Genomic DNA, 26,313 nt, shown 5'->3' with positions numbered 1-26,313 from the left:
ATGAGTGCATTATATGTATTTGTGTATGGGACGTTACTGAGAGGGGAAGCCAATCATGGACTCCTCGCATCAGCTTCCCTGGTGGAAGAACGGGCGGTTACAAACGGTTTCCTGGTGGATACTGGAAATGGCTATCCGGCGCTCGTTGAAAGTGAAACAGAAAAAACCTTTGGGGAGCTTTATCAGATCGTCGAAAGTGACTTACCGAACCTTGACGAGCTTGAAGGTTACACCAGTCCAGGACATCTGAGCAATCTGTATGAACGGAAAGTCCAGCTGGTGAAAGGTCAATCAGGCAGAGATTACGCGGCGATCGTCTATGTGTTTGAGCAGGATCGAGGCATGATTCCCATTGATGGAAATGACTGGCGTAAGCGGTAGTCGGTCAATCCATCTGGTGTTTTCTTCTGAAATACATAGTATTACTTAAATCTGTAATCTTCCTGTTACACTTTTCTGCTACACTGGCAGAAATCGGACAGACTGGAGTGTGGTTAAATGTGGGAAATCACATGGCGAAATGTCTCTCAAATCGTTACATTTGTGTTTTTGATGATGATTCCTCTGAGTGTTTCGGCAGATCAGGAGCGTCTTGAAGAAAAACAAGACGAGATTGAAGCAGTGCTGACAGAAACTGAATCTTCATTTCTGGAACTTCTTGAAGAGATGACGGAAGTGGAAGCAGAAGAAGAAGAACTGAAGGACCATATCAACGAAAATGAACAACGCATGGATGAACTGGAAATGGACATCGAAACAGAACTTGATAAACAAGAAGCGCTTGAAGAAGAACTGCTTCGCCTTGAGGAAGATATCGATGAACGATTGACTCTTCTGGGGGAAAGGGCTGCGACCTTTCAAAGGAATGGCAGCAATACCGCACCTTATCTCGAAGTGGTTTTTGGTGCGGAAGGGTTTGGAGATCTGATCAGCCGGATTATGATCATTACGCAAATTGCACAGGCGGATCAGCATGTCATCGATCAGCTGGAAGCCAATATGGAAACCCTTCAGGAAACAGAGGCGGAAATTGAGCAGTCACTGATTGTACTCGAGGAAAAAGAAGATGAACTCGAGAGTGAAACAGATGAACTCGAAGGGCGACACCGGGAACTTGAAGCAGTCATGAACCATTTGAAAGAGCAGGAAGCTGAACTGCAAACGATGATCAGCCGCCTCGAAGAGGAACAGAGCAACATCATTGAAGAGCAGGAAGCCCTCCAGGCACAGCTGCAAGCCGAACAGGAAGAACGGGAACGGCAGCAGGCAGCAGCTCTTGAAGACAAACGGCAAGCAGAACGTGAAGCGGAAGAGCAGGCAGCCCAGCAGGCCTCAGAAAGCAGCAGTTCAGAACAGACTGATTCATCGCAGAACAGCTCATCTTCTTCCAATAACAGCTCGCAATCCACGTCTTCCGGGTCTTCATCGAATCCTTCTGGATCTACGGAACCGACAACAGGTTCAGGCGACTGGAGAACTTTTGAGGCAACGGCTTATACGGCCTATTGCGCAGGGTGTTCCGGGGTGACTTATACCGGCATTGACTTACGTGCCAATCCGGATGCTAACGTGATTGCTGTAGATCCAAACGTGATTCCTCTCGGATCCCGTGTCGAAGTGAAAGGCTTTGGCACCTTCACAGCAGGAGACATTGGCGGAGCGATCAAGGGTGAAAAGATTGATATTTTCATGCCTGACCGTTCAGATGTGCTGCAATTTGGCAGACAAACCGTACAGATCAGGGTATTGAATTAAGTAAGAGGTGATCGTTGTTGATTCAAGAAGCAGCAGAGCAGATTCGCCGGTCACAAAAAACGGTGGTTCTTACCGGGGCTGGTATGTCCACAGAAAGTCAAATACCGGATTTTCGTTCTGAATCCGGCTGGTGGCAGCAGGTTGATCCCATGTCGTTAGCGACGATTGAAGCGATTGAAACGAATTATGATCAGGTACACGCGTTTTACGAGGCACGTCTGAAAGCACTCCAGAAAGCAACGCCAAACCGGGGACATCTGATCCTTGCAGATTGGGAAAAAGCAGGGATGATTGATGCGGTTGCAACACAGAATGTCGATGGTCTGCATCAGGCTGCTGGCAGTCAAACGGTCTATGCGCTGCACGGCAACATTCGGCAGATCCGCTGTCATCGATGCCAGGTGCAACAATCGCTGGACGCTTTTCATGCGAAAGAGGCCTGTCACATCTGTGGTGGGCCGCTTCGTCCAGGCGTAGTACTTTTTGGTGAAATGCTTCCGCAGGAAGCCTGGCATAATGCGCTTGCAGAGATTGAACAGGCAGATGTAGTGCTTGTGATCGGAACGAGTCTGGAAGTGTATCCCGTTAACCAGCTACCTGGGATGACGAGTGGTACGACGATTTACCTGAATCAGGAAATCACACAGAATGTGCACCATTTTGATCTTGTGATCGAAGGATCCGCAGGGGAAGCGCTTCGTGAAATTGATGCACGGCTTTAAACAAATCAAGTCCTGAAGACCAAAAGGGTCTTCAGGACTTTTCTGTTACCGAACGAAAAGCAAATAAGTCATTAAGACAGATACGACAAGGAAGATGAGGCTCATGATACTGCCGGCGCGCATATAGTCGGCATTTCGGTAGCCCCCAGGTCCCATCGTAAAGGCATTCACCTGGTGCGTCGGTAGCAGGAATGAATTGGAGGCGGAAATGGCCACCAGGAGTGCCAGTCCACGGGGATCGATCCCGAAACTCTCACCCATCATGATGACGAGTGGGACAAGAAGCACCGTTGCAGCAACGTTTGACATAAACAAAGAGAACAACATGGTGATAATGCCGATGACAAAAAGGATCCCGATCGTTCCCCAACCGCCGATAACGTTTATGATGACGTTTGCAGTCAGCTCGGCAGCACCGCTTTGTTCAAACGCGGTCCCCATTGGAATCAATCCGGCTAAAAGAAACACCGTCTTCCAATCAATGGCTGGATAGATTTCTTTTTTTCGGAATGACGCCCAACAGAATCATCAGCATCGCCCCTGAGAAGAAACTCAGTGATAACTGGAAACCAAGTAAGACGAAAGTCAAGGACACAGCTAGTGAGAAGAGGGCAGGAATCTTCATATCTTTTTTGTGATCGGGCAGCGGAGCGGTAACTTCTGTGATCACGGCGAATTCCCGGGACGATTTTAAGCGTTCCACATCTTCCCAGCGTCCGAACACCACCATCGTTGTGCCCGCTTCTAGTGGTGTTTCACTGACTTCCTGGCGTGCACCTTCTGACGTGACAAAAGAAACCGGTTCAATTTTGTATGTTTTTCGAAAGCCGATTTCAGCCAAAGTCTGGCCAATCATCGGAGATTTAGGTGGAATGATCAGTTCGGCAAAACCGGCATTGTCCTCGTTTTCCAGGCTCGAAAAGCGATGAAGGGCCGGTTTTAACTGCAGTTTATATGCCTCGACAAAACGGTTGATGTCGTCTTCATGACCGAGAAGCGCGACAGACTGACCGCTTCGGAAATGCGTTTTACGCCAGGGGCTGTAAATTTTGCTGCCGTCTTCTTCAATGGCCAGTACGTTCAGGTTAAAGGCAGACCAGAGATTTGCTTCTTCGATGGACAGGTCGATCAACGGGCTTGATTCAGTAACCGCAATCTCTGCGATATTGCCTGTTAAATCGTACGTATCCTGGATCTCTTTTGATGCAGAGGGGGCTTCTTGTCCTTTTGCCTTTGGCAGTACAAGATTACCAAGGAAATAGAAGTAGACAACCCCTGAGGCTAAAAGAGCCAAGCCGATTGGCGTGACGCTGAACAAGTGAAAAGCTTCCTGTCCGCTGTCGACGAGTAAGTCATTTAAAATGATGAGTGGCCCTGAAGCAACCATCGTGAGGGTCCCCCCCAGAATGGCCGCGAAACCCATAGGCAAGATCAGCTTGGACGGAGGGATGTTCGCCCGCTTTCCAATGTTACGAAGTGCAGGAAGAAACAAGGCTGCAGCTCCGATGTTTTGCATGAATGAGGAAATTACCCCTACAGTAGCGGATGTGGCTGCTCGTATGTTCTGTTCTTTCTTTCCGACTTTCTCCGTGATGAATTTTGCGACGACAACCATCACACCGGAACGGTCTACACCATAGCCAATCAGCATGACAGCCATGACGGAAATTACTGCATTCGATGCGAACCCGGAGAATGCCTGATCAACAGAGATGACTCCTGTCCATGGCAGAAGTACCATAATCAGAACAGCAACCAGGTCGGTACGTAGTTTTTCGGTGACGAATAACGTGATTGCCAGAAGCAATACGCCATACGTCAACATAATATCAAGTGTCATTTGCGTCTAAACCCCTTTCACCAGCAATTCAGTAGTTAACAACATATGTACAGTCAAATGGTTGTATACCCCATACGGTACATGAAAATAAGGGAAAACACAACCTTTTTCTACTGGAGATATTTATCGTGTTCGGAAGGCTAAACGAAAAAAAGACCCTTTGCAGGATCTTTTTATACTTGATAGGAATGTTTAAGCTTGCTGAAGGAATGAAGGATTAGTGCAATCGAGGCTTTCGCCATTCGCTTGGCGGTAAGCTGAGTTTTCTTTCATCCTGGATCTATTTGAAGATTTTACGTCCTGTTAATAACCCAAGTACGAGTGATGCAATAAATAAAATCACGAACACCCAGAACAAAAATTGGGCAATGCCTGCTGCAGCATCTGCGATTCCGCCAAAGCCAAACAATGCAGCAATGATAGCGACGATAAAAAATCCGAATGCCCAAGTAATCATGTCTTTTCCCCTTTCTTACTTGCCGAAATCTATACGATCGATAAAAGCAGTGAACCGAGGAATAGGACAACAAATACAAAGAAGATGATTTTCGCAATGCCTGCTGCAGCATTCGCGATTCCGCTGAAACCGAACACAGCTGCAATAATTCCTACTACCAAAAATACCAAAGCCCAACCTAACATGATGAGCCTCCTCTCAAAAACAATATTGCATAATTCAAAATGGTTTATGCTATACTTTAGTGTTCCCACCATCTGTGTAGTATAAACGCAAATTGTTATATTTAGGTAATAATAACTACATCAGATTAAAATATGTAAAATAAGGGAACAGTAATTAGGATGAAAGGAGTGAGGACAGTGGTTAATACGGAAGATCGTATTATTGCAGTATTGATCTATGGAATCAGCTATTTTACGGCACTGATCGGGCCGATTATTTTATGGTTATTGTTCAGAAACCGTTCTGAATTTGTTGATTTTCACGGTAAACAATATTTGAACATCCTGATTTCATTTACGCTATACACGTTTGTCGGATTGGTTTTGATGCTGGTAGGGATAGGATTTATTATTCTTTGGATTCTGCCGATTATTTCACTTGTAATGGTTGTTGTGGCAGCAATCAAGGCATTCTACGGCGAATATTACCGGGTGCCTGGTATATTCCGACTGATCAGACAGTAAAGAACGGTCCTCTATGGACCGTTCTTTTTCACATCATAGGAATGTTTACGTTCGCTAAAGGATTGAAGTATAAGCAAAACGAAGGCTTTCGCCATTAAAGTTTGGCGACAAACCATGTTTTCTTTACATGTGAATGCGCAGGACGTACCCGCCACAGCCGCACTGGTCGATGAATTCAATATCGACTGCATTCCCATACAGCTGTCGGATCGGGCTCATTAAGTACTTAAGCGGATTTCCGAACCCGGCCGGTGTGACAAGATTTACATGGGTCCCTTCAGCAGTCTCTTCAATAGCTTCAAGTCCGTGTCGGATGACCAGTGCACGATCTGTTGCATAGTCACCGTGTTCGAGACTTGCTGACCAGCTTTTCGTTTGTTTTATCATCTGGTGATTTCACCTCCGGTTTGATATCCTTTGGGTATCATCTTAGCTGAACACTGAGATTTTATCAGTGATCCAGATCATGATTTTTAAAAAGGAGGCAGAACGTTTTGAAAAATCCAAATGAACTCTATCAACAACTCTATGATACATATGGGCCACAGAACTGGTGGCCGGCTGATGGCCGTTTTGAAATGATTACCGGAGCGATACTTGTCCAGAACACCAACTGGAAAAATGTCGAAAAAGCGATGGCACAAGTGAAGCCCTGGCTTGAACCTGAAACCTTGATCGATATGCCGGCTGAACAGCTTCAGCAGCTGATCCGTCCCAGTGGATTCTTCCGGATGAAGGAAGAGCGGCTGAAGGCCTTTCTTCGCTGGTTTAAGTCGTACGATTTTGATTTCAGGAACCTGGAGCAATTGGAAACAAAGCAGTTCAGAAAAGAACTGCTTGAAATAAAGGGGGTCGGGCCTGAAACAGCAGATTCCATTCTCCTGTATGGCTTTGAACGACCTGTATTTGTCATAGATGCCTACACCCAGCGGATCATGAAACGGCTCGGCTATCCATTTCCCATGCCATACGAAGAGGCGAGAACCTATTTTGAATCCCGTCTCACCGAGGATGTTCCGTTATACAAGGATTATCATGCACAGTTCGTCATGCATGCCAAAAACCATTGCCGGAAAAAGCCTCTTTGTGAGAACTGTCCATTGGAAGACGTCTGCATGAAACAGATTGACTAACGCTTTTGCCACACGATCTGTACCCATAACCAGGCAAAAACAATCCCGATCAGCCCGGCTGCACTGTCAAGGATCACATCTTCGATTAACCCTGACCGCGTCGGCGTTAAAGACTGCTGGTATTCATCCAGGGAGGCTGCTGCAATGACCGTCAGCAGTGCAGTGCTGATGACAAAACCAACCCGCTTTGAGATACTGCGAATGCCGAGGAAGAGAAAATAGCCAAGCATGCCATACAGTATCACGTGTGCAGCTTTACGGAACAGAAAACGCAGTAATCCGTCCAGCCCCATTGCTTCTAAACTGACGATACTGCCGGCATAGGTGAATTCAATCATACCGAGAAGACTTCTTAAACGCTCGGGATTTAATCGGGACGTGATGAACGAGACCGCCTGATCGCCGTTGATCATCACCCAGATGGATAAGCCGATCATCACAAGGCCGAAAAACGTCATGATGAGAATCATCGTTTTACGAAGCGCTGATCCATGGCCCAAAATGACTTTGGCAATCAAAGCAGAGACGATAAATGCAAAGACGACACCGATCAAAATCGTAACGGTAATATGAAACGTAGCCAGCGTTACGACAAACGAGAAGACCTGGCTGACAAGACTCTGCAAGGCAGCCAAGAGCTGCCCCATATAGCCACGGTCTGTCAGCCGATCGAGAACCGGTTGAATATCCTGCTGATCCGATGTTTGGGCAGACGCAGTAAAGATGATGATCAAGAGAATGATCACCGGAATCCAGTATAAGAAAAAAGGACGTACCATTCGCATATCAAACCTCTCCAGTCATAAAAAAGCCTCAGAATCTGTATTATACAGGTTCTTGAGGCTTTTCTCTATGCTACTCGGGTTGTGAATGTTTTAACCGATAAACTCATGATCAGCCAGGCTATCCCGCTGATCCCTGCAAAGCTGATGATTGGAGGAAACCAGAAGAGCAGTGCAATAAACACTGATACACCGGCAATGACCATGAAAGTGGAGAGAATGTTTTTGAAAGGAAGCAAAAAGGCTACTTTCAGATAATCCATCCACTTCAGCTCATAATGAATGAAAGCCGGAAACCAGAACATCAGCACTACAAGCAGAAATCCGGTGGAAAACAGATGGGCAGCAGTCATCGGTAACTGTAAGGCACTATCGAGCTGCGGGAGTATCAGCCAATTCACGAACAGAACTGTACCTGCAAGATAGAATAGAAGGCCCCAGGTATTGGCTTTGATGAAGTATTGTTTCCATTCCTGATAAAAGCCGTGGAATAAGCTGTACAAAGAAGCTGATTCCCAATCCTTCCAGGTAATGCGGCGCATCTGTGAGAATAGTGCCACTGTGGCAGGGAAGAGCCCAAAAACAATAAGCCCGGCCAACGTGAAAATGGCCCATAGGAAGTTCAACATCACGAGCTTCGTAAACAGATCAGCAGCCCTGTATAACGGATGGGATAACCACCGGATTTTCATCTTGATTCCTCCAAAGGTCAGTCGTGTTGTTCGTAACGGAAATAATCAAAATCACAAGGTTTTCGCGCACCGGATAAATCCTGGGTGACAAGCCCGATGAACGTGCCGGTAAACCGCACATCGTCTGCACTGTCGTCAGACATATGCGTCACGTCAAATACTGGCCCGATCGGTTTGAAGTCATCCATGTCCTGATCCTGATAGAACCACTGCAGGCGATCAAACGTGATCACGCCTTTCAGTTTAACTGGACCGGTTGCGGTCACTTTTTGCGGCGAAGGGAGAACTTCATCATACTCGCCTTTCACTGTGCGGATAATCTGCAAAGAACGGCCTTTAATTTCATGATGTGTCAAATGCAGATATACATGATCCTCCGTATCATAGAAAACAGTCATGCCACCCATGTGCTGAAAATACTCCGGCTCATAGTCCACACTGGTTTCGAATGAACAGTGAAATGCCGTTTGTCTTCTTGCAAGCAGTGCCTGTGAGTGAAGGGAACTGAGTGACTCCATCCCCTTTAAACGAAGGTGGCCCGGACGTTCCGTCAAAGAGAGCCATGTTTGATCAATGGGAATACGAAGGGAATTCCACCATTTTGGAAACAGACGATCATCATCAAAATGATCGATCGTTGGCTCCGGATCGAATGGATGAAGTGGAAGCGACGGAGCATCTACTTCAAGCGCCGGAGACTGACTGCCATCGGTAAGGCGCGGCCAGCCATCCGCAGTCCAACGGATTTCTTGAATGAAGGTTTCCCGTCCCAGTGTGCAATATTTCCCTTTCAGCGGGCGCCCGCCGAGGTGAACAAAATACCATTCACCTCCTGGTGTATCCACCAAAGAACCATGGCCTGTTTTTTGAATCGGCAAATGCGGTTTTTGATCGGCCGTGATCAGTGGATAATGCGGGTCTGTTTCATACGGCCCTTCAATATGTTTGGAACGGGCGACAGTTTCTGCATGCTCATACTGCGTGCCGCCCTCTGCGACAAACAAGTAATAATAATCGTCTTTTTTATAAATGTGCGGACCTTCCGTTAATTGAATGTCAGTACCATCATAGATTTTTTTGACAGGTCCGATGAGCCGCTGTTCTGCATGGGAGTATTCCTGAAGAACAATCCCTGCGAAGGGGTGATTGCCTTTGCGGTAATCCCAGATCATGTTCATGAACCATTTCCGCCCATCCTCATCGTGGAACAGAGACGGGTCAAAGCCGCTTGAATTCAGGTAGACCGGTTCTGACCAGGGGCCATTGATAGTTGGAGCGGTGACCAGGTAGTTATGCGAATCTTTATATGCACCGTGCCATTGTTTCACATCCGTATAAATCAGGTAGAACTGATTATCATGATAGCTGAGACAAGGGGCCCAGATCCCACCGGAATTCATATTCCCCTTCATATCGAGCTGAGACAATCGGTCTAATGGACTCGCCACATGTTGCCAGTGTACGAGGTCCTTGGAGTGATGGATGCGCACCCCCGGAAACCATTCAAAGGTGGAGGTGGCGATATAGAAGTCGTCACCCACACGGCAGATCGAAGGGTCTGCATGAAAGCCCGGGAGAATCGGGTTTTGGATTTTTGTCATGATTGATTGCTCCTTTCTTAATTTCAATTATCCTTTCACAGAGCCTGCGGTAATTCCTTCAACAATCCGATTGCTTAAGAAGACGAATGCGATAATGAGCGGAAGCACACTGATTACAAGAGTCGCACCAATCGCACCCCAGTCTGTGGCATATTGACCAATAAAGTTCTGAATGCCAACGGTTAATGTCTTCAGGGAGTCTGAACTGATAAATGTATTCACAAAAACAAACTCATTCCAGTTGTAGATCATATTGATGATGGCCGTCGTTGCGACAACCGGTGCCGTAAGCGGCAGAATGATCTGAAAGAACATCCTGTGTATCGAACAGCCGTCTACAATTGCTGCTTCTTCCAGTTCTCTCGGGATCGTATAATAAAATCCCAGTAAAATCATTATCGTAAGAGGCATATTAAACGCTGTATAGGTAAGTATAATTGCCGCGTGTGTATTCATCAATCCGATATTCAGATAAAAACTGAACAGCGGGATCAAGGTGGAATGCACCGGGATCATCAGACCGATCATAAACAGCGCCAGCACAAATTTATTCAGCTTCCATTGCATCCGTGTTATCGCGAACGTCACGAGACTGGCTAAGAGGATCGTTAAGATGACGGATGCTCCTGTCACGATGATGCTGTTGAAGAAATAAAGTCCGATATTGCCATCTGTCCATACCCTCAGATAATTATCCCAGTTTGGACTTTGGGGAAGAGCAAACGGCGGCAGATTAAAGACTTCCTGATTGTCTTTTAATGAGAAGAGTACAAGCCAGACAAGAGGAAGGATCTGCACCACAGCAATAATTGCCAGAATCACATACAAAATTGATTTAAAGAATTTATCGATCAGCTTGCCCTCAGCAGGCAGCAATTCTCGCTCTGCCTCGGCAGTCGTTGATTGAGCCATTGGATGAACCTCCTCTTGATCAGTATTGAACCTCATCATCTTTGGATGCGGTCAGTTTGCGAATGAAATAGGTGACGATCATAATCAGCACCAGCAGGAAGAAACCGACGGCGCTGCCGTATCCGAAATCATTCGACCGGAATGCCAGTTTGTACATATAGGATGCCATCACTTCACTGGCTCCGTTTGGCCCTCCGTCAGTCATGACATAAATCAGATCGAAATACTTCAAAGAACCGATCACGGCAAGTACAATTGTCACTTTAATGACCCCTGCAATCAGAGGCAGCTTGATTTTATAAGCAATTTGAAACGGGGTGGCACCATCGATGCGTGCAGCCTCCATCAATTCACCTGGAATGTTGCGAAGTGCTGCATAATAAATGATGATGTAAAAGCCTGCATATTGCCAAAGGATCGGAATGAAGATGGCGAATAATACGAGATTCGTATCTGAGAGCCACAATGGGGGATTATCTATTCCAATCGACAGGAGAAAACGGTTCATCACACCGTTACTCGGATGATAAATACGAATCCATAACTGTGCGATGGCAACGGACGACAGCAACATTGGAATGAGATAAACTTTGCGGAACAGATTAGCCCCTTTAATGTTCGATGATAAAACGACTGATATGGTGAGGTAAATGACGAGACTCAGTACTGAAAATACAGCGAGAAGCAAGGAATGCCAGGCACTTTGCCAAAACAAAGAGTCTGCAATCAGATTTTGATAATTCTCCAATCCGATAAATGTCATGGCTCCGATTCCATCCCAATCCATCAGCCCGTAATAGCCGGTAAGGACGATCGGGATGTAAATCAGTACAAGAATCATTAAAAGGGCAGGAAGAGTATACATGGCAATGATTTTTTTGTCAGACATGATCCGGTTCATGTTTTATGCGCTCCTTTCGTTGAAAAGAAAGGGCACACCCCTTGGGTATGGGGGATGCCCTGGTATACAGTCAATCGTGTTTACTGTGGATCAGTCTTCTTCAGACAGTGCTTCCTCGTGCTCACGGGCAAAGTCTTCTGGTGTTACAGCTTCGCCAAAAAGCGCTTGAATCTGGTTCAAGTGTGTTTCAGCGACACCTGCACTCATTTGAACATCTGCAAAAAGGGTGATGTTGGAAGCATTATTCAATTCATCCAGGACTTCGATAAACAGATCCGGAAGATCAACGGCTTCTGTATCTACTTGTGTACCGGGAATCACACCGGCATCTTCAACGGAGTATTTCCCCCATTCTTCAGAGAAGTACTTCACAAAAGCTTTTGCTTCTTCCTGAATATCAGAGTTTTCAGCAACGAACAGCCCAACGCCTGGTCCGCCTACCCAGCTGTCGATGTCGCCTTGTCCACCGTCTACTTCAGGGAACTTGAAGAACCCGACACTGTCGCGGAATTCTTGTGGTACTTCTTCGTTCGTTGTGTAGTTTGGAAGATCCCATGAACCAATCAGATACATGGCAGCATTGCTGTTCATAAACTCTGACTTGGCTTCCTGGTCGGAAAGCCCGTTGAACCCGCGAAGGAATGCGTCATTTTCAACCATATCAACAACGCGATCAGCAGCTTCGATCAGCCCTTCATTTTCGAATGAACCTGAACGGTCAATGGCTGCGTTCAGTGCATCCGGTCCGCCAATCCGGTCTGCGAGGTACATGTACCAAAGTGAACCGGTCCAACGATCACGGTTACCCAGCGCAATTGGAGTCATGTCATTTTCGGTGAACGTTTCTACTGCATCCATGAAATCATCAAATGTTTCGGGAACATCAACACCATATTCGTCAAAAATCGCTTTGTTGTAGAATACGGGTGCAATGTTCAATTCCAATGGAAGGGCGTAAGAGTTGTCATTCATCTCATAAGCTTCAAGTGTTCCGGCTACGAAATCATCGCGAAGTCCGTCTTCATCGAGGATGTCATCAAGAGGCGCAAACATGTCACCGTTGACATAAGGCTCAAGGTAACCGGCTGGCCAGGTCATGCCCACGTCCGGCAGTTGATTGGAAGATGAAATAACCTGCATTTTATTTTTGTATTGCTCGTTTTCAAGAACTTCAAGTTCAACGTTGACATGTGGATGCATCTCTTCGAATTCCTCGATAATCTGACTGACGATCCGGTAATGGTCAGGTGAACTTCCCTGAGGCCAGAGGTGCATAAAATCCAAAGTTACATCTTCTTTTTCGTTGTTTTCAGCAGATTCGTTGTTGCCACTGCCTCCTGCATCGTTTCCGCCTGTTGCACCTGCTTCATCATTGTTATTGTCTGTTCCGCAAGCAGCGAGAGTGAGAACCGAAGCCATTGACAGTACAGTTAACCCTTTAAACGCTTTCTTTTCCATGTGTAGTCCCCCTTGAACTTAGTTTATTGAGTGAATCTACTTGTAGTATACAGTGAAGAAAGCGTTATCATAAGGTCACTTTCATCAGTTCAAATACCACTTTCATTAGATCGTTACTGAGACTTGGATGCTTTTCTGTATTCGGTAGGGGTCATATTGACATGGTTTTTAAAGATTTTTACGAAGTATTTGGCTGTCTGATAGCCGGATTGTTCAGCGATTTCTGCGACTGTATTCCTTGTAGTGAGGAGGAGGTATTTCGCATACTGCAGGCGTTTACGTGTAAGGTAATCGGAAAAAGTCAAACCGACCTGCTCTTTGAAATGCACACTAAGGTAATTCGGGTTCAGATGTACATGACCTGCGATATCTTTCATACCGATCTTCTCAGACAGGTGTTCATCGATAAAATACAGTGCGGACAAGACAGGTTCTGAATAAGAGGCCTGATTTTCGTGAAATTCAGGTAAAGTTTCATCAATCTCATGTGTCACTGTTGTTTCTTTGTGATGACTCAAACGTTTGGTGGCTTTATTCACTGCTTCGATCAATTTTTGGCGTTGAACAGGTTTTAATAAGTATTGAATCACACCAAGCTCGAGAGCGCGCTGCGCGTAGTCAAACTCTGAATAAGCAGAAATCACGATGAACAGCAGCTCTCCTGAATGGTCCTGTAAAGAATCGATTAACTCCAGGCCGCTCATGCCAGGCATCCGGATATCAGTGATGACAATATCCACATGCGTGGAACGGATTAAGCGGATGGCTTCATCCGGATTTGCACTTAAGTGAATCGACACCGGTTCACTCATTTGGGTATTGAGGGTACGTTTTACACCATTCCTTGAACGAGGTTCGTCATCGACAATGAGAATTGAAAGTGGATCAGTCATCGTTTTCCACTCCTTTGTGAGGAAGTTTTAACTGAACAGTTGTTCCTTTATTCCGTATGCTGGAAATGACAATCGCTTCATTACGCTCTAATTGAGGATAGGTGCGGATGATCCGTTCCATGATATTGTGCATTGCGATACTTTTATGTTTTTTTCCGGACCTGCTCACGTAGTCATGAGAATCAGAGAAGAGATTTTTCAACTTCTCTTCATGCATACCGGCTCCGTCGTCTTCAATCGTCACAAGCACGTTTTGCGAATTGCTCTGTAAAGAAGCTTTTAAACTGATATGACCTCTTTCGGGCTGATTACAAAGTCCGTGAAGTACAGCGTTCTCTACCAGTGGCTGAATCAATAGTTTCGGAATCGGCCAGTCTTGTAATTCCAAAGGAAGGTCGATGGTCCAGTTTAAATCATCGCCAAAGCGGAGCTTCATAATTTTCAAGTAATCCTCATTATGGTCAAATTCATCTTTTAACAGCACCCAGTCTTCATCGGGACCATGATCAGTAATGGTATACCTGAACAAATCCGACATGGTAATGATCATTTCTGCACTGTTCTGATCAATTTCTTCTACGGACCAATAGAGCGCTTCGAGTGTGTTAAACAGAAAATGAGGGTTGATCTGAGCTTGCAGCGCTTTCAATTCAGCACGGCTGCGAATCAATTCTTTCTCATAAACGGCTTTGATCAGATAGTTGGTCTGATCCACCATTTCATTATAGGAATGGTTTAATTCATTCATCTCCTTAGTAGAGGAGATTTCCGGTGTCCTCACGAGTTCCCCTTCCCTCGTCCGTTTCATCGCACTGGTCAGTTCTTCTACCGGTGAAGTGATGATGCGGGAAATTTTCAGGCTTACCATCATGAAGAGAATGGTCCCGGCAATCGCTGCAACAGCAATGGCTGTACCGATTCCTGTAATGCCTTGCAACAGTGAATTGACCGGTGAATACATCGTCAGGGTGAACCCTGTTTCATCACTCTCTGCATGGACTTGAATGTACTCGGCACCATCTATCTGAACGGTTCGTTCAGTTTCTTCCACATTGAGATCCATCAATACGTCCTGTGTAAAATTCGAGGTAATATATTGATCAGCCTGATCAAACAGTATGGTCAGCGTCTGGTCATCATTCGTGTCATAATCAGATAATTGATTTTCAACATTAAAATAGTTGCGGTTCACTTTTGTAACTAAGTAACCACCCAGACTGAAATCCTTCTCCATCAAGTTAATCTGACGGATGGTCAGATAAGCATTTTGATCATAAGGGTCTGCGCCGGCCCAAACCAGCCGGCCATTTTGCTCGTCAGCTTCTTCAATCCAGCCAGGATCGATACGTCCCGGCAACATCAGCTCATTCAGGGGATACAGCCGGGCATAATTCGGGAAGTACATTTCAAATGCACGCACACCCGATGTATAAGCCTGATAATTGTTGGCAATTTCCTGCATGGATTGCCTTTCAGTAAAAGAAGGCATCCGGCCTTCGCGTTGAGAGGTAAGGATTTGCTGAACCGATGAATTGGTGGCTATTTGTGCTGAAATTAAATCAATGGTGTCAAACTGGGAATCTATCCGGTTTACCTGTTCCTGAGCAGTCTGTTCAAGCTGAATTTCAGCGTTTTCTTTCAGGATATCCGTCACAAGATTATAGGTCAGCAAACCAACGGCCAACAAAACGATGATCATCACCGTTGTAAAAAGAATCAGAATCTGGTTTCGAAGCGTATTGGGAATCTTTCGCAGGGTGGCCACAATTTACCCTTCTTTCTGATTTGGAGTCAAGACTGTTTTGAAGTGTCAGATGCTTCAATTTGTAAGGTTCAGCATCAGTGAAGCGGTTCATAATGGGATAACATAACAGATCAATCAGAAAAAAATGAATCTGCAGTTGATCAATACAGAATTCAGCTATGCTTGACGAGATCTTAGTTTAATGATTTAATTAACTTCAAACATACGCTATGTAAGCGGATTCGTCAAGTTTTGACGCGGAATTCAAATTTTTGAAAGCAATGCCAGCAGCATGCGTGACAGTGCAAATATGATAATTTACGACAGATAAACCTGCGGAAAGGAAGGGTTGAAAATGAATCATGTCAGCGATGCCAACATCCAAAATGATTGGGGTGATCCAGGACAGGAAAAGAAGATCTGTGCGGATAACCGGAACGAGGAAACATTCAAGAGGACGATTGACAGGATAAAGGACTATATTGAGACACATTATGATGAGAAGATCACTTTGAAAGATCTGGCAGAACAATTTTATATTCATCCCGTGTATCTCGGTCAACTATTTAAAAATACTTACGGGGTTTATTTTAAGGATTTTCTGCTGGATCTGCGAATGCGAAATGCAAAAGCGATATTGAGACAGACGGATTTACGAATAGCTCAAGTGGCGGATCAAGTCGGTTTTGCCAGTAAAGACTATTTTGTTTATCGATTTGAACAAAACGAAGGTGTAACGCCAACCCAATACCGTAAGCAAGCAGTGTATCGATTAGAATAAACCAGTAAAAACCGAGCTTCTTATATACGAGAAGCTCGGTTTTTAAATGACTGTCGGAAAGGTTCATGATACAGGGCTGTTGGATACTTTGAATTGACGGTCGAAAAAGTGCTCAATGGAAAAAGCGGATAGTCCAAGCACTGTCGAGAGCTGATCAGTATTGTTAAAGTGAATGTCGACTTTTTCTGCAATCGGCGTGATGGCCATCTCCTGAACAGTAGCTCTGATGATAGGACGCATCAGGTGCTCAGCCTGGGTCAGGCGGTTACCGATAATGATTTTCTCAGGGTTAAAGCTGTTGATGATATTCGTCAGACCAATTGCAAAATGCTTGGCAGCCCGCTCAAAGATCGCAGCAATTTCAGGATTTTGTGCTGCATCAGCGACCGCATCTTCAAGCCTCAAGGTCTGCCACGACTCTTCTTTGAATGTCTCGTATTCCTTCAGTATGTATAGCTCTGAAGCATATCGTTCCCAGCAGCCTTTCTTCCCGCAGCTGCAGGTGAGACCATCCATACGGATGACCGTATGACCCAGTTCGCCAGTAAAGCCATCCCGCCCCCGATAGAGTACCCCGTCAAAAATCAGTCCGACACCAATTCCGATTCCGCCGGAAATGTAAATAAAATGATTTGCTTCTTTTCCTTCTCCAAATGATTTCTCACCGAAAGCACCGGCATTGGCTTCGTTTTCCACGATGACTGGGACGTGGAACAGATTTTCGTAACGATCTTTCAGATCCGGAAGTTGCCAATCGAGGTTCGGCGTGGATTTAATGACGCCGTGCTGATCCACGAGCCCTGGAACACCGAATCCGATACCGATCAGTCCGAACGGCGATTCGTTCGTTTGTTCTGTAAAAGATTGAATGACCTGATCGATATGCTGAAGGGTCAAGGTGTAATCATTGGTATTAATCACTTTTGTCTGTTTAACAAAAATGTTTCCTTTCATATCAGTCAGAATCGAGCGAATATAATTCACACCGATATCGACACTGATGGTGAATCCTGCTTTTTCGTTAATCTTCAGCATGAGAGGTCGTCTGCCGCCGCTCGACACCCCCAGGCCAATTTGATATAAATACGCTTCACGCATCAACTCATCCACCAGGTTTGACACGGTGGCCTTTGTGAGGTTCAGCTGTTTAGCCAGGTCCGCTCGGGATATGGGTTCATAACGGTAAATGTGTTTCAGGATCATCAGCTTATTCTGCTGTTTGATTTCAAATTGGTAACTGGCCATATCGGAACTCCTTCGATTGTAGAATGATCGTTCAGCTTCGTCCGGCTTTCTGTTCCATTTTACCGGCAGGAAGACAGAGAAGCAATTGCAGTGCGTAAAATGTAAGCGATTAATTTTTTCGGATAAACTTAGTTAATTCAATGGACAAACTAAGTTTATCCTGTTACACTCAATTTATCAAATAAAAGTGATTCACAGGAGGTATTCAAAAATGAGCTATTTTAACCAGATCGACAAAGTGAAATTCGAAGGAAAGCGTTCTGAAAACCCGTATGCATTTAAATTCTATAATCCCGAGGAACAAATTGGCGGGAAATCCATGAAGGAAATTCTTCGCTACGGGGTTGCTTACTGGCATACTTTTACTGGAGACGGCAGTGATCCATTCGGTAAAGGAACAGCCAAACGTCCTTGGGATCATTTGAGCGGCATGGATCAGGCGAAGGCGCGTGTAGAGGCAGCTTTCGAATTTTTTGAGAAGATTGATGCGCCGTTCTTCTGCTTCCACGACGTGGATGTTGCTCCTGAAGGAAGCACGATGCGTGAGACGAACAAAAATCTTGATGAAATCACTGCGATGATTCAAGAGTACATGAAGACAAGCAACACAAAACTTCTCTGGAATACAGCGAATAACTTCACTAATCCGCGCTTTACGCACGGCGCCGGCACTTCGAGTCACGCAGACGTTTATGCCATCGCCGCAGCAAAAATTAAAAAAGGCCTTGAAGTCGGGAAAGAGCTCGGTGCGGAAAACTATGTATTCTGGGGTGGACGTGAAGGTTATGAAACCTTGTTGAATACCAATATGAAGCTCGAGCAGGATAATTTGGCCAGACTCTATCATATGGCGATTGACTATGCGAAGGAGATCGGTTTTGATGCACAGTTTTTAATCGAACCAAAACCAAAAGAACCCACAACGCATCAGTATGATTTTGATGTTGCCACAGCGACGGCATTTTTGTATCAGCATGGGCTTCAGGATCATTTTAAATTCAACATTGAAGCAAATCACGCTACTCTTGCCGGGCATACTTTCGAGCATGAGCTTCGCACAGCCCGTGAAATGGGTATGCTGGGGTCTGTCGACGCCAATCAGGGCGATCTTCTTCTTGGATGGGATACAGATGAATTCCCGACGGATCTGTATGCAACCACCCTCGGCATGTATGAGATTCTTAAAAACGGGGGTCTTGGCCGTGGCGGTTTGAACTTCGACGCGAAAGTACGCCGGGGGTCCTTTGAAACAGAAGATCTGTTTCACTCTCATATCGCAGGAATGGATGCTTTTGCAGTCGGTCTGAAGGTAGCTCAAAAAATGATCGATGATCAGTTCTTCGAAAACATCCTCGACAAGCGCTATGAAACATTCACAACAGGTATTGGCAAAAAGATCGTTACGGGCACAACCAGTCTGAAAGAGCTCGAAAACCATGCTCTTGATATCAAGGAAGTGGACTTGAAGAGCGGTCAGCTGGAGAAGATCAAAGCACGCATCAACCAGTATCTTCTCACTATGGACTGATCTAATAAGAATGACTCACATGCGAATAGTCTTTGTGCTATTCGCATGTTTTACTTAAAATGATTGATACAGAGAAAGGGGTATAATACAGATGAATTATGTTATAGGCGTTGATCTTGGCACCAGTGCAGTGAAAGTTCTGCTCGTATCCAGATCGGGTGAAGTAGTGGATGAGGTTTCCAAATCGTATCCGCTGTATCATGATGCACCCGGTCACAGTGAGCAGGATCCTGACGATTGGGTAAAAGAAACAAAAGCGGCATTAAAGGAACTGACGGGACGATTGAGCCAAGAAGATAGCGTGGAAGGCCTGAGCTTTTCCGGGCAGATGCATGGGCTGGTCCTCCTTGACGAAGACCGAAAACCATTGAGACGTGCAATTCTTTGGAATGATACAAGAACGACAACAGAATGCCGGGAAATTGAGACCAATACGGGCTTGGAACGTTTGCACGAGTTGACGAAGAATCCGGCCCTGGAAGGGTTCACCCTGCCGAAACTTCTGTGGGTCAAAAAACATGAACCGGATGTATTTAACCAGGGGAATGTTTTTTTACTGCCGAAGGATTATGTGCGCTTCAGATTGACGGGTGACATTCACATGGACTATTCCGATGCTGCCGGAACCCTGCTGCTCAATGTGGCAGCGAAATCCTGGAGCCAGGAAGTGGCTGATGCAAACGGCATTAACCTTGACTGGTGTCCGCCACTCGTTGGTTCACATGAAGAAACCGGAACGATTACAGAGGAAGCGGCACAGGAAACCGGTCTGACGACGTCGTGTAAAGTGTTTGCTGGTGGGGCAGACAATGCCTGCGGGGCCATCGGATCGGGAATTTTGGAAGACGGGATTACCCTATGTTCCACAGGAACGAGCGGTGTGGTTCTTTCTTATGAGGCAACTGGAGACAAAGATTTTGCAGGCAACGTGCATTACTTCAACCACGGTGCGCCGGATGCTTTCTATACGATGGGTGTCACGCTTGCAGCAGGCTACAGCCTGAGCTGGTACAAAGATACGTTCGCCAAAGATCAAAGCTTTGAAAGCTTACTCGAAGAAGCAGCACATTCTCCGGCAGGTGCAAAAGGACTCCTGTTTACTCCTTATATTGTAGGAGAACGCACACCTCACGCAGACAGCGAAATCCGGGGAACATTCACCGGTGTGCATGCAAATCATAGCCGTGGAGACTTTACCCGGGCCGTTCTCGAAGGCATCACCTTCTCGCTGAATGAAACCGTGGAAAACTTCCGTGACAAAGGAAAGAACGTTTCGAAAATCATTTCGATTGGCGGCGGGGCAAAAAGTTCACTGTGGCTGCAAATTCAGGCAGACATTTTCGGTTCAGAAGTGGTAACCTTAAAGAGTGAACAGGGACCAGGTATGGGCGCGGCAATGCTTGCGGCATTCGGATGCGGCTGGTATCCGAGTCTGAAGGATTGTGCAGATACCTTCGTAGGTGAAGCGGCGTCGTATCAACCCGATCAGGATAACCGTGCATTGTATAAGAAACTGTTCAACATTTATCAGGAAGTTTATGGCGCAACGAAATCCATTCATCACAGACTGGAAGAATTCCGCGCCTGACTTTTAACGGAGGTGGAATCGTCTTGAATGAGACAAATCAAGCAGTCATGATTGAGAACAGTACAGGAACCATGAAGTTGAGAGTGATCCCTACAGGCGCAGCAGTGACGGACCTTTGGTTTACTTCTGAGAGCGGTGAACAACGAAATCTCGTGGTTTCTTATGAAGAGGATGCGGAGTACCAATCGAATCCGTATTTCCTCGGTGCAGCAATCGGTCGATCTGCTGGACGTCAGGGCGAGGGGCGAGTGAAAATGCCGGGTGGAAAAGTATTGAATCTTCCGGCAAATGAAGGTCGTCATCATTTACACGGTGGCGATGCTACGATTGCGAAAAAAGATTGGGAGCTCAGACAGACAGCAAACAACAAAGTCGTCTGCACAGTGATTAGCCCGGATGGGGATGGCGGATACCCTGGTGATGTCCGCATTTCAGTAACGTATGAAGTGACAGATGAAGCCGAATGGAAAATCAGCTACCTGGCAGAAGCGTCAGAGGATACGCCTTTGAATTTGACTCAGCATACGTATTTCAATCTTTCCGGTGAAAAAAAAGAGGTAACAGAACATCAGCTGACCCTCGACAGTGACCGTGTCCTGTTTCTTGAACCGGAGGATATTCCGGGATCGCCGGTAACTGTTGATCAGGAACCGGACTTCGATTTCCGCCAAGGGAAGTCCTTATCGTTTTTACCTGCCGCCGGACATCCTCAACTGGTACAGGTGGGTGGTGGCGTGGATCATCCGTTTTTATTGAACAAATCCAGAAAACCGGACATCCTGCTGGAAGGACATGGGCTGCAAATGGCAGTTGATACAGATGATGAGGCAGTGGTCATTTATACAGGCAATAAGTTTGATGGAGAACGTTACTTGAAGTACCAGGGCATCTGTGTTGAAACTCAGTTCCGTCCGAATGCATTGGATCAATGTATCCTGAAAGCAGGAGATGCTTTTTCGAAGACGACGATCTTCCGTTTTTCCTCAAAAAGCACAATTTAAATAAGAAGTTTTTTATGACAATCGATTGAAATACAAGATTTATTGGTCCTTCTGACGTATAATGGTGAACAGAAACAGACAAGCTTAATTGAAAATCGGTACAGGGGAGGATCAGATACAATGTATGATTTGAAGGAACAGGAGATGATGTTCGTCTTCACAGGACCGGACGGTTCCGGGAGAAAGACAGTTGCCAATCTGGTGGCTCAGAGTACGCTGCAGATGAAAGGTGTCATCTCATATACGACTCGACCGAAGCGGTCTTATGAAGTGGAAGGCAGAGATTATTACTTCATTACCGATGATGAGTTTCGTGCGGCAAAAGAGAAAGGGGAATTTCTCGAAAACGTACGAATCAACGGGTATCAATATGGCATTAAGGAAATGGAAATCAAGAAACGTTTCCAGGAGAAGGGCTGTATTTATCTGGTGATGAACACAGAGGGCGCAGAAATCCTGAAAAAACTGTACGGGAAAAAAGTTGTCAGAATTTTTCTGTATGCAGACCGTCAAACCCTTCGGGAACGTCAGGTGGAGCGCGGCGATGCCTCATCTGTCATTGCAAAGCACCTGGCTCATTACGATGAAGATATGGCTTATAAGAAAGAGTGTGAACATGCATTTGAAAATTCCAAGCTTGACCACACAGCCTACGAAGTGACCCAGGCAGTGGAAAGCTATCTGAAATGAAAAAAGGCTGAACCAGGGAATCCCGGTTCAGCTTTTGTTTGTTTTAGTGAAGACGTATGGCTCTGTCAAATAAAAGTTGAGAATAGTTTTTGGATTATAAACGATCATTTTACGTTAAAATGGTTGGACAATTCAGACCTGAAGAGGTTTACATCACGTTCATACCCGCTTATTCAAAAGCCGCTTTTATGTCCAGTATCATACCCGATACGGATGTGAGTCCTCCTGCGGAAATGTACCAGTACTCCGGATTTAATTCTACAATCTGATCCTCCTTATAAGCCGTTGTATTCATCACCAGATCATTGGCGAGCGTTTCTGCGGCAGACTCTCCCTCGCCTGGACTGACGACCGCGCCCCGGTCCATGACAAAGATGTATTCCGGATTGGTTTCAAGAACATATTCGAAGGAAACATTCATCCCGTGATTGGCTTCATCAATTCCCTCATCTGCAGCAGGAACACCGAAATCATCATGAATGATCCCAAATCGCGAACCAGGTCCATATGCGCTGAGTTCACCCTCTGAAGTCATGAGAATCAACCCGCGTGCTGTCGTATTGTCTGTCAATTCATGCAGTGCGTCAAGATCGGATTCAATCGATTCAAGTTTTGCATCTGTCACATCTTCCTTGTCAAAAATCTCACCAATCAATTGGACATTTTCTTTGAACGAAGTCATGTAGTCGCCGGTATCCACTGCAACATGAAGTGTTGGTGCGATTTCTGTCAAGTCATCATAGGCATCTGCAGCGCGACCTGAAATAATAATCAGGTCGGGTTCCATACCGTAAATGGCTTCGAAATCCGGTTCGAAAAGAGTACCTGCATTTTCATAGTCTTCACTTTTAAATTCTGAGAGATAAGATGGCACATTGGCTTGAGGGACAGCTTGGACGTCCACTTCAATATCCCTGAGAATATCCACGACACCAAAATCAAACACGACGACATTTTCGGGCTTCTTCTCAAGCGTGATCTCCCCGAGTTCATGTGAGATGGTCAGCGGGTATTGAGATGTCCCGTTTTCTTCACGTTCCAGATTTGAGTCATTGATCTGATCTTCGGATTCCAGATTATCCTGGTTGTTTTCAGCCGTGTTTGCACCAACTTCAGATTCTTTATCACCGCAAGCAGTCAGTCCTGCAGTGATCAAGCTGGCAATTATTAATAATGATGTTTTTCTCATGAATGATTCCTCCAATAAGTATTTTAAGAAAAGTAGACGCAGATTTGCTGATTGTTGATCTCTTGTACGTGAAAGTCAAGGTCATAGATTTTTTTCAATACGCCGCTTTGAATGACATCACATTTATAACCTTCTTTAATGACCTTTCCGTGTTTCATGGCGACAATGTAATCGGAATAGCACGAGGCAAAATTGATATCATGGATGACGAGCACAACCGTCTTTCCCAATTCGTCGACCATTTTGCGAAGGACTTTCATAATCTGTACGGAGTGTTTCATATCCAGGTTATTTAATGGTTCGTCCAGGAGAATGTAATCCGTATCCTGGGCGAGGACCATGGCGATAAAGGCCCGCTGACGCTGGCCGCCGCTTAACTCATCGAGGTATTGATCTTGCATGTCTCCTAGTTCCAAATAGTCAATGGCTTCATCAACTTTCTCCCAATCCTCCTCTGTCAGATAACCTTGAGAATAGGGGAACCGGCCAAACGAGACGAGATCACGGATCGTTAGGCGGACATTCATGAAATTGGACTGTTTTAGTATCGCAACTTTTTTGGCAAAGTCCCGATCCTTATAGTGTTTGATGGACTGTCCATCAATGGACACTTGACCATGATCCGATGTGATCAGGCGGCTGACCATGGACAACAGGGTACTTTTCCCGGCACCGTTAGGTCCGATGAAGGTGGTAATCGTTCCTTTTTGTATGGATACCGAGACATCCTTGACTACAGGATTTGATCGGTAACTTTTAAAAAGTTTCAATGCTTCAAGCATTTAGGATCGCTCCTTTAACAATAGATAAAGAAAGTATATTCCTCCGATAAAATTGATGATGACACTGAGTGTGGTCTCGAAGGTGAATACGTGCTGCACAACAAGTTGACCGAGCACCAATGAAATCATTCCCGTAAGCATACTCGCTGGAAGGAGTATCCGGTGTTCATATGTTTTGAACATTTGATAGGTTACGTTTGCGACCAGCAAGCCTAAGAAAGTAATCGGACCGACCAGTGCCGTAGCCAGTGATATTAAAACAGCTACAAGAATTAAAAGTCTCTTGACGACTCGTGTGTAGGATACGCCAAGATTAACAGCATGATCTCTGCCTAGAAGGAGTACATCGAGTGTTCTCATTTCTATTCGAATGGGCAGAAGAAGAAGTACAAAAAGAATAGATGCAAGACCAAGTAAATCACGATTAACGTTGTTAAAACTCGCAAACATCTGCCCTTGAATGGCCATGAATTCATTGGGATCGATAATTACTTGCATGAATGTACTCAGGCTGGAGAAGAATGTCCCAAGTACGAGACCAATGAGGAGAAGAAAATACAATTGACTTCGTTCACCACTAAAAAGGATGCGGTAGAAAACAAACGAAAACAGGACCATGATCCCCGCAGACAGTCCGAAGTTCATTGCGGCGTGGGTCATAAAAAGACTCATCGATCCAAAAGTAAATATCATAAACGTCTGAACAAGCATGTAAAGGGAATCCAATCCAATAATCGAAGGCGTCAGAATTTTATTGTTTGTAATGGACTGAAAGATAACTGTCGAATATGCGATAGCCGAGCCTGTCAGAATCATTGCTACTAGTGATCTTCCTCGTCTCGGAAGAGTATACTCCCAGTTTCCCCCTGATGAAATCGTCATAAAGAGAACAGATAACAGGGTCATCAGCACTATGAGGAGAATGAATTTCTGTTTATGTCTCAAGACGAACCCTCCTGATCAACAGGATGAGGAAAATGCCGCTTCCGATGACGCCGACGGTTAAACCGATTGGAATTTCGTAGGGATAAATCAAAAGCCGACCGATCATGTCACAGAGGAGAACAAAGATCGAACCTGCCATTGCAGTAATTGGTAAAGTACGTCGGACGTGATCGCCCATAAAAATCGAAATAATATTCGGTACCACCAGGCCAAGAAATGGAATCATCCCGACAGTTACAACGACAACGGATGTAATCACGGCTACGGTAATTAACCCTGTGTGAACGATTTGTTTATGATTGATCCCCAGATTTTTCGAGAAATCTTCTCCCATCCCCGCTACTGTAAATCGGTTAGCAAAGAAGAAGGCAAACAGCACAAGGGGGGCAATCAAGAGCAGCAGTTCATAAGAACCGGTCATCATCGTGGCAAAATTCCCCTGAAGCCAGGCAGTCATATTCTGAATCAGATCGTTTTTATAGGCGATAAAGGTAGTAATCGAACCGATAATATTTCCAAACATCAGTCCAACAAGGGGAATGAAAATGGGATCCTTTTGCTTGATACGCTTCAATAACGCCATGAAAAGCAAAGTCCCAATGATAGAAAAAGTGACTGCAACACTGATTTGAACCAGCGAATTCGTCTGGCCGAAATATAGAATTGAAATCAAAATCCCGAATCTGGCTGAATCCATGGTTCCGGCAGTAGTGGGAGATACAAATTTATTCTGTGTTAACTGCTGCATAATCAGTCCACCGATAGCCATACCGGCTCCGGCAAGTACAATACTGAGCATACGAGGAAGTCGACTGGCCCAGAAAATCTGAGATTGCTGGTCGGACATTTGGAACAGGTCAGTGATGGAAAGGCTCCCAACCCCGATGAAGAGTGAAGAAAATGCAAGTGTGACTAAAACAATGAAAAAAAAGGATGGTTTCATGACACTCCCCCAAAAGATTCAGGTGTGCCGCGCGCGACCCAA

Annotated in this window: 28 protein-coding genes; 10 read left to right on the top strand and 18 right to left on the bottom strand. The window is 45.4% G+C overall.

The annotated features are described in order from the left end of the window. The 3 genes from BBEV_RS12145 to BBEV_RS12135 all read left to right on the top strand — a co-directional run bounded on the left by BBEV_RS12145 (position 1) and on the right by BBEV_RS12135 (position 2,477). Positions 1-381 (top strand): gamma-glutamylcyclotransferase family protein, encoded by a 381-nt coding sequence (locus BBEV_RS12145; protein WP_069365710.1) that lies wholly within the window; start codon positions 1-3, stop codon positions 379-381. A gap of 117 nt (positions 382-498) precedes the next feature. Then, positions 499-1,755, top strand: a complete 1,257-nt coding sequence (locus tag BBEV_RS12140; protein WP_069365709.1) for a 3D domain-containing protein — start codon at positions 499-501, stop codon at positions 1,753-1,755. Between the two features lie 14 nt (positions 1,756-1,769). Beyond that, a complete protein-coding gene (locus BBEV_RS12135; protein WP_407690230.1) occupies positions 1,770-2,477 on the top strand; it encodes an SIR2 family NAD-dependent protein deacylase in 708 nt (235 codons plus the stop codon). A 45-nt stretch (positions 2,478-2,522) separates the two neighbouring features. On the opposite strand, the gene BBEV_RS17820 is transcribed toward BBEV_RS12135, so the two are convergent. The 4 genes from BBEV_RS17820 to BBEV_RS12120 all read right to left on the bottom strand — a co-directional run bounded on the left by BBEV_RS17820 (position 2,523) and on the right by BBEV_RS12120 (position 4,959). Further along, positions 2,523-2,945: an SLC13 family permease gene (locus BBEV_RS17820; RefSeq protein ID WP_324609492.1), complete on the bottom strand. Its 423-nt coding sequence runs from the start codon at positions 2,943-2,945 to the stop codon at positions 2,523-2,525. Between the two features lie 10 nt (positions 2,946-2,955). Beyond that, positions 2,956-4,317, bottom strand: coding sequence for an SLC13 family permease (locus tag BBEV_RS12130; RefSeq protein WP_232318168.1), 1,362 nt, complete (start codon positions 4,315-4,317; stop codon positions 2,956-2,958). A gap of 280 nt (positions 4,318-4,597) precedes the next feature. Then, entirely contained in the window at positions 4,598-4,774 is a 177-nt protein-coding gene (locus tag BBEV_RS12125) for a DUF1328 domain-containing protein (RefSeq protein WP_069365708.1), read from the bottom strand. Between the two features lie 29 nt (positions 4,775-4,803). Further along, positions 4,804-4,959: a DUF1328 domain-containing protein gene (locus BBEV_RS12120; RefSeq protein WP_069365707.1), complete on the bottom strand. Its 156-nt coding sequence runs from the start codon at positions 4,957-4,959 to the stop codon at positions 4,804-4,806. Between the two features lie 177 nt (positions 4,960-5,136). On the opposite strand from BBEV_RS12120, the gene BBEV_RS12115 reads away from it, so the two are divergent. Continuing rightward, the gene (locus BBEV_RS12115; RefSeq protein WP_084007371.1) at positions 5,137-5,463 is read left to right on the top strand and encodes a DUF4870 domain-containing protein; all 327 of its coding nucleotides are present in this window, start codon (positions 5,137-5,139) and stop codon (positions 5,461-5,463) included. A 123-nt stretch (positions 5,464-5,586) separates the two neighbouring features. On the opposite strand, the gene BBEV_RS12110 is transcribed toward BBEV_RS12115, so the two are convergent. Next, positions 5,587-5,850: a CGCGG family putative rSAM-modified RiPP protein gene (locus BBEV_RS12110; RefSeq protein WP_069365705.1), complete on the bottom strand. Its 264-nt coding sequence runs from the start codon at positions 5,848-5,850 to the stop codon at positions 5,587-5,589. 107 nt (positions 5,851-5,957) lie between these two features. On the opposite strand from BBEV_RS12110, the gene BBEV_RS12105 reads away from it, so the two are divergent. Beyond that, entirely contained in the window at positions 5,958-6,596 is a 639-nt protein-coding gene (locus BBEV_RS12105; RefSeq protein WP_069365704.1) for an endonuclease III domain-containing protein, read from the top strand. Here BBEV_RS12105 and BBEV_RS12100 read toward each other — a convergent pair. The 8 genes from BBEV_RS12100 to BBEV_RS12065 form a co-directional block, all read right to left on the bottom strand. Further along, positions 6,593-7,381 (bottom strand): VanZ family protein, encoded by a 789-nt coding sequence (locus BBEV_RS12100; RefSeq protein ID WP_069365703.1) that lies wholly within the window; start codon positions 7,379-7,381, stop codon positions 6,593-6,595. The genes BBEV_RS12105 and BBEV_RS12100 overlap by 4 nt on opposite strands. A gap of 65 nt (positions 7,382-7,446) precedes the next feature. Continuing rightward, the gene (locus BBEV_RS12095; protein WP_069365702.1) at positions 7,447-8,070 is read right to left on the bottom strand and encodes a YesL family protein; all 624 of its coding nucleotides are present in this window, start codon (positions 8,068-8,070) and stop codon (positions 7,447-7,449) included. Between the two features lie 17 nt (positions 8,071-8,087). Further along, the gene (locus BBEV_RS12090) at positions 8,088-9,671 is read right to left on the bottom strand and encodes a glycoside hydrolase family 43 protein (RefSeq protein ID WP_069365701.1); all 1,584 of its coding nucleotides are present in this window, start codon (positions 9,669-9,671) and stop codon (positions 8,088-8,090) included. 27 nt (positions 9,672-9,698) lie between these two features. Next, positions 9,699-10,583 carry a carbohydrate ABC transporter permease gene (locus BBEV_RS12085; protein ID WP_069365700.1) on the bottom strand — a complete coding sequence of 295 codons (885 nt, stop codon included), beginning with the start codon at positions 10,581-10,583 and terminating at the stop codon, positions 9,699-9,701. A 19-nt stretch (positions 10,584-10,602) separates the two neighbouring features. Continuing rightward, complete coding sequence (locus tag BBEV_RS12080; protein ID WP_069365699.1) at positions 10,603-11,484, bottom strand: carbohydrate ABC transporter permease; 882 nt, start codon at positions 11,482-11,484, stop codon at positions 10,603-10,605. 90 nt (positions 11,485-11,574) lie between these two features. After that, entirely contained in the window at positions 11,575-12,942 is a 1,368-nt protein-coding gene (locus BBEV_RS12075) for an extracellular solute-binding protein (protein ID WP_069365698.1), read from the bottom strand. A 113-nt stretch (positions 12,943-13,055) separates the two neighbouring features. Next, a complete protein-coding gene (locus BBEV_RS12070) occupies positions 13,056-13,835 on the bottom strand; it encodes a response regulator transcription factor (protein ID WP_069365697.1) in 780 nt (259 codons plus the stop codon). Next, complete coding sequence (locus BBEV_RS12065) at positions 13,828-15,600, bottom strand: cache domain-containing sensor histidine kinase (protein WP_232318167.1); 1,773 nt, start codon at positions 15,598-15,600, stop codon at positions 13,828-13,830. Before BBEV_RS12065 ends, BBEV_RS12070 begins: the two co-directional genes overlap by 8 nt. A 334-nt stretch (positions 15,601-15,934) precedes the next feature. On the opposite strand from BBEV_RS12065, the gene BBEV_RS12060 reads away from it, so the two are divergent. Further along, positions 15,935-16,360: a helix-turn-helix transcriptional regulator gene (locus tag BBEV_RS12060; protein ID WP_069365695.1), complete on the top strand. Its 426-nt coding sequence runs from the start codon at positions 15,935-15,937 to the stop codon at positions 16,358-16,360. A 63-nt stretch (positions 16,361-16,423) separates the two neighbouring features. On the opposite strand, the gene BBEV_RS12055 is transcribed toward BBEV_RS12060, so the two are convergent. Beyond that, positions 16,424-17,605, bottom strand: coding sequence for an ROK family transcriptional regulator (locus tag BBEV_RS12055; protein WP_069365694.1), 1,182 nt, complete (start codon positions 17,603-17,605; stop codon positions 16,424-16,426). Between the two features lie 211 nt (positions 17,606-17,816). Here BBEV_RS12055 and xylA point away from each other — a divergent pair, with 211 nt between their 5' ends. The 4 genes from xylA (at position 17,817) to BBEV_RS12035 (ending at position 22,412) form a co-directional block, all read left to right on the top strand. Then, on the top strand, positions 17,817-19,133 hold the full coding sequence (gene xylA, locus BBEV_RS12050) for a xylose isomerase (RefSeq protein WP_069365693.1): 1,317 nt from the start codon (positions 17,817-17,819) through the stop codon (positions 19,131-19,133). 91 nt (positions 19,134-19,224) lie between these two features. Further along, positions 19,225-20,721 carry a xylulokinase gene (gene xylB / locus BBEV_RS12045; RefSeq protein WP_069365692.1) on the top strand — a complete coding sequence of 499 codons (1,497 nt, stop codon included), beginning with the start codon at positions 19,225-19,227 and terminating at the stop codon, positions 20,719-20,721. Positions 20,722-20,744: 23 nt separating this feature from the next. Further along, positions 20,745-21,722 carry an aldose epimerase family protein gene (locus BBEV_RS12040; protein ID WP_069365691.1) on the top strand — a complete coding sequence of 326 codons (978 nt, stop codon included), beginning with the start codon at positions 20,745-20,747 and terminating at the stop codon, positions 21,720-21,722. A 120-nt stretch (positions 21,723-21,842) separates the two neighbouring features. Next, entirely contained in the window at positions 21,843-22,412 is a 570-nt protein-coding gene (locus tag BBEV_RS12035) for a guanylate kinase (RefSeq protein ID WP_069365690.1), read from the top strand. Positions 22,413-22,581: 169 nt separating this feature from the next. On the opposite strand, the gene BBEV_RS12030 is transcribed toward BBEV_RS12035, so the two are convergent. The 4 genes from BBEV_RS12030 to BBEV_RS12015 are packed head-to-tail and all read right to left on the bottom strand — an operon-like array spanning position 22,582 to position 26,271. Continuing rightward, on the bottom strand, positions 22,582-23,601 hold the full coding sequence (locus BBEV_RS12030) for a siderophore ABC transporter substrate-binding protein (protein ID WP_069365689.1): 1,020 nt from the start codon (positions 23,599-23,601) through the stop codon (positions 22,582-22,584). A gap of 23 nt (positions 23,602-23,624) precedes the next feature. Then, the gene (locus BBEV_RS12025; RefSeq protein WP_069365688.1) at positions 23,625-24,383 is read right to left on the bottom strand and encodes an iron ABC transporter ATP-binding protein; all 759 of its coding nucleotides are present in this window, start codon (positions 24,381-24,383) and stop codon (positions 23,625-23,627) included. After that, on the bottom strand, positions 24,384-25,328 hold the full coding sequence (locus BBEV_RS12020; protein ID WP_324609490.1) for an iron chelate uptake ABC transporter family permease subunit: 945 nt from the start codon (positions 25,326-25,328) through the stop codon (positions 24,384-24,386). Further along, positions 25,318-26,271: an ABC transporter permease gene (locus tag BBEV_RS12015; protein WP_069365687.1), complete on the bottom strand. Its 954-nt coding sequence runs from the start codon at positions 26,269-26,271 to the stop codon at positions 25,318-25,320. The genes BBEV_RS12020 and BBEV_RS12015 overlap by 11 nt, the downstream gene beginning before the upstream one ends. Positions 26,272-26,313 lie beyond the last annotated feature (42 nt).

Origin of the sequence: Salisediminibacterium beveridgei (assembly GCF_001721685.1) — a bacterium.
In the GTDB taxonomy this organism is placed as follows: domain Bacteria; phylum Bacillota; class Bacilli; order Bacillales; family Salisediminibacteriaceae; genus Salisediminibacterium; species Salisediminibacterium beveridgei.
Note: the sequence above shows the minus strand (reverse complement) of the source record. Positions and strands in the feature narration are given on the sequence as shown.

Excerpts from the sequence above, each read along its gene's own strand:
- BBEV_RS12145 (WP_069365710.1), top strand. The coding sequence starts at position 1 with ATGAGTGCATTATATGTATTTGTGTATGGGACGTTACTGAGAGGGGAA.
- BBEV_RS12140 (WP_069365709.1), top strand. The coding sequence starts at position 499 with ATGTGGGAAATCACATGGCGAAATGTCTCTCAAATCGTTACATTTGTG.
- BBEV_RS12130 (WP_232318168.1), bottom strand. The coding sequence starts at position 4,317 with ATGACACTTGATATTATGTTGACGTATGGCGTATTGCTTCTGGCAATC.
- BBEV_RS12125 (WP_069365708.1), bottom strand. The coding sequence starts at position 4,774 with ATGATTACTTGGGCATTCGGATTTTTTATCGTCGCTATCATTGCTGCA.
- BBEV_RS12120 (WP_069365707.1), bottom strand. The coding sequence starts at position 4,959 with ATGTTAGGTTGGGCTTTGGTATTTTTGGTAGTAGGAATTATTGCAGCT.
- BBEV_RS12110 (WP_069365705.1), bottom strand. The coding sequence starts at position 5,850 with ATGATAAAACAAACGAAAAGCTGGTCAGCAAGTCTCGAACACGGTGAC.
- BBEV_RS12100 (WP_069365703.1), bottom strand. The coding sequence starts at position 7,381 with ATGCGAATGGTACGTCCTTTTTTCTTATACTGGATTCCGGTGATCATT.
- BBEV_RS12095 (WP_069365702.1), bottom strand. The coding sequence starts at position 8,070 with ATGAAAATCCGGTGGTTATCCCATCCGTTATACAGGGCTGCTGATCTG.
- BBEV_RS12090 (WP_069365701.1), bottom strand. The coding sequence starts at position 9,671 with ATGACAAAAATCCAAAACCCGATTCTCCCGGGCTTTCATGCAGACCCT.
- BBEV_RS12085 (WP_069365700.1), bottom strand. The coding sequence starts at position 10,583 with ATGGCTCAATCAACGACTGCCGAGGCAGAGCGAGAATTGCTGCCTGCT.
- BBEV_RS12080 (WP_069365699.1), bottom strand. The coding sequence starts at position 11,484 with ATGAACCGGATCATGTCTGACAAAAAAATCATTGCCATGTATACTCTT.
- BBEV_RS12075 (WP_069365698.1), bottom strand. The coding sequence starts at position 12,942 with ATGGAAAAGAAAGCGTTTAAAGGGTTAACTGTACTGTCAATGGCTTCG.
- BBEV_RS12070 (WP_069365697.1), bottom strand. The coding sequence starts at position 13,835 with ATGACTGATCCACTTTCAATTCTCATTGTCGATGACGAACCTCGTTCA.
- BBEV_RS12060 (WP_069365695.1), top strand. The coding sequence starts at position 15,935 with ATGAATCATGTCAGCGATGCCAACATCCAAAATGATTGGGGTGATCCA.
- BBEV_RS12055 (WP_069365694.1), bottom strand. The coding sequence starts at position 17,605 with ATGGCCAGTTACCAATTTGAAATCAAACAGCAGAATAAGCTGATGATC.
- xylA (WP_069365693.1), top strand. The coding sequence starts at position 17,817 with ATGAGCTATTTTAACCAGATCGACAAAGTGAAATTCGAAGGAAAGCGT.
- xylB (WP_069365692.1), top strand. The coding sequence starts at position 19,225 with ATGAATTATGTTATAGGCGTTGATCTTGGCACCAGTGCAGTGAAAGTT.
- BBEV_RS12035 (WP_069365690.1), top strand. The coding sequence starts at position 21,843 with ATGTATGATTTGAAGGAACAGGAGATGATGTTCGTCTTCACAGGACCG.
- BBEV_RS12030 (WP_069365689.1), bottom strand. The coding sequence starts at position 23,601 with ATGAGAAAAACATCATTATTAATAATTGCCAGCTTGATCACTGCAGGA.
- BBEV_RS12025 (WP_069365688.1), bottom strand. The coding sequence starts at position 24,383 with ATGCTTGAAGCATTGAAACTTTTTAAAAGTTACCGATCAAATCCTGTA.
- BBEV_RS12015 (WP_069365687.1), bottom strand. The coding sequence starts at position 26,271 with ATGAAACCATCCTTTTTTTTCATTGTTTTAGTCACACTTGCATTTTCT.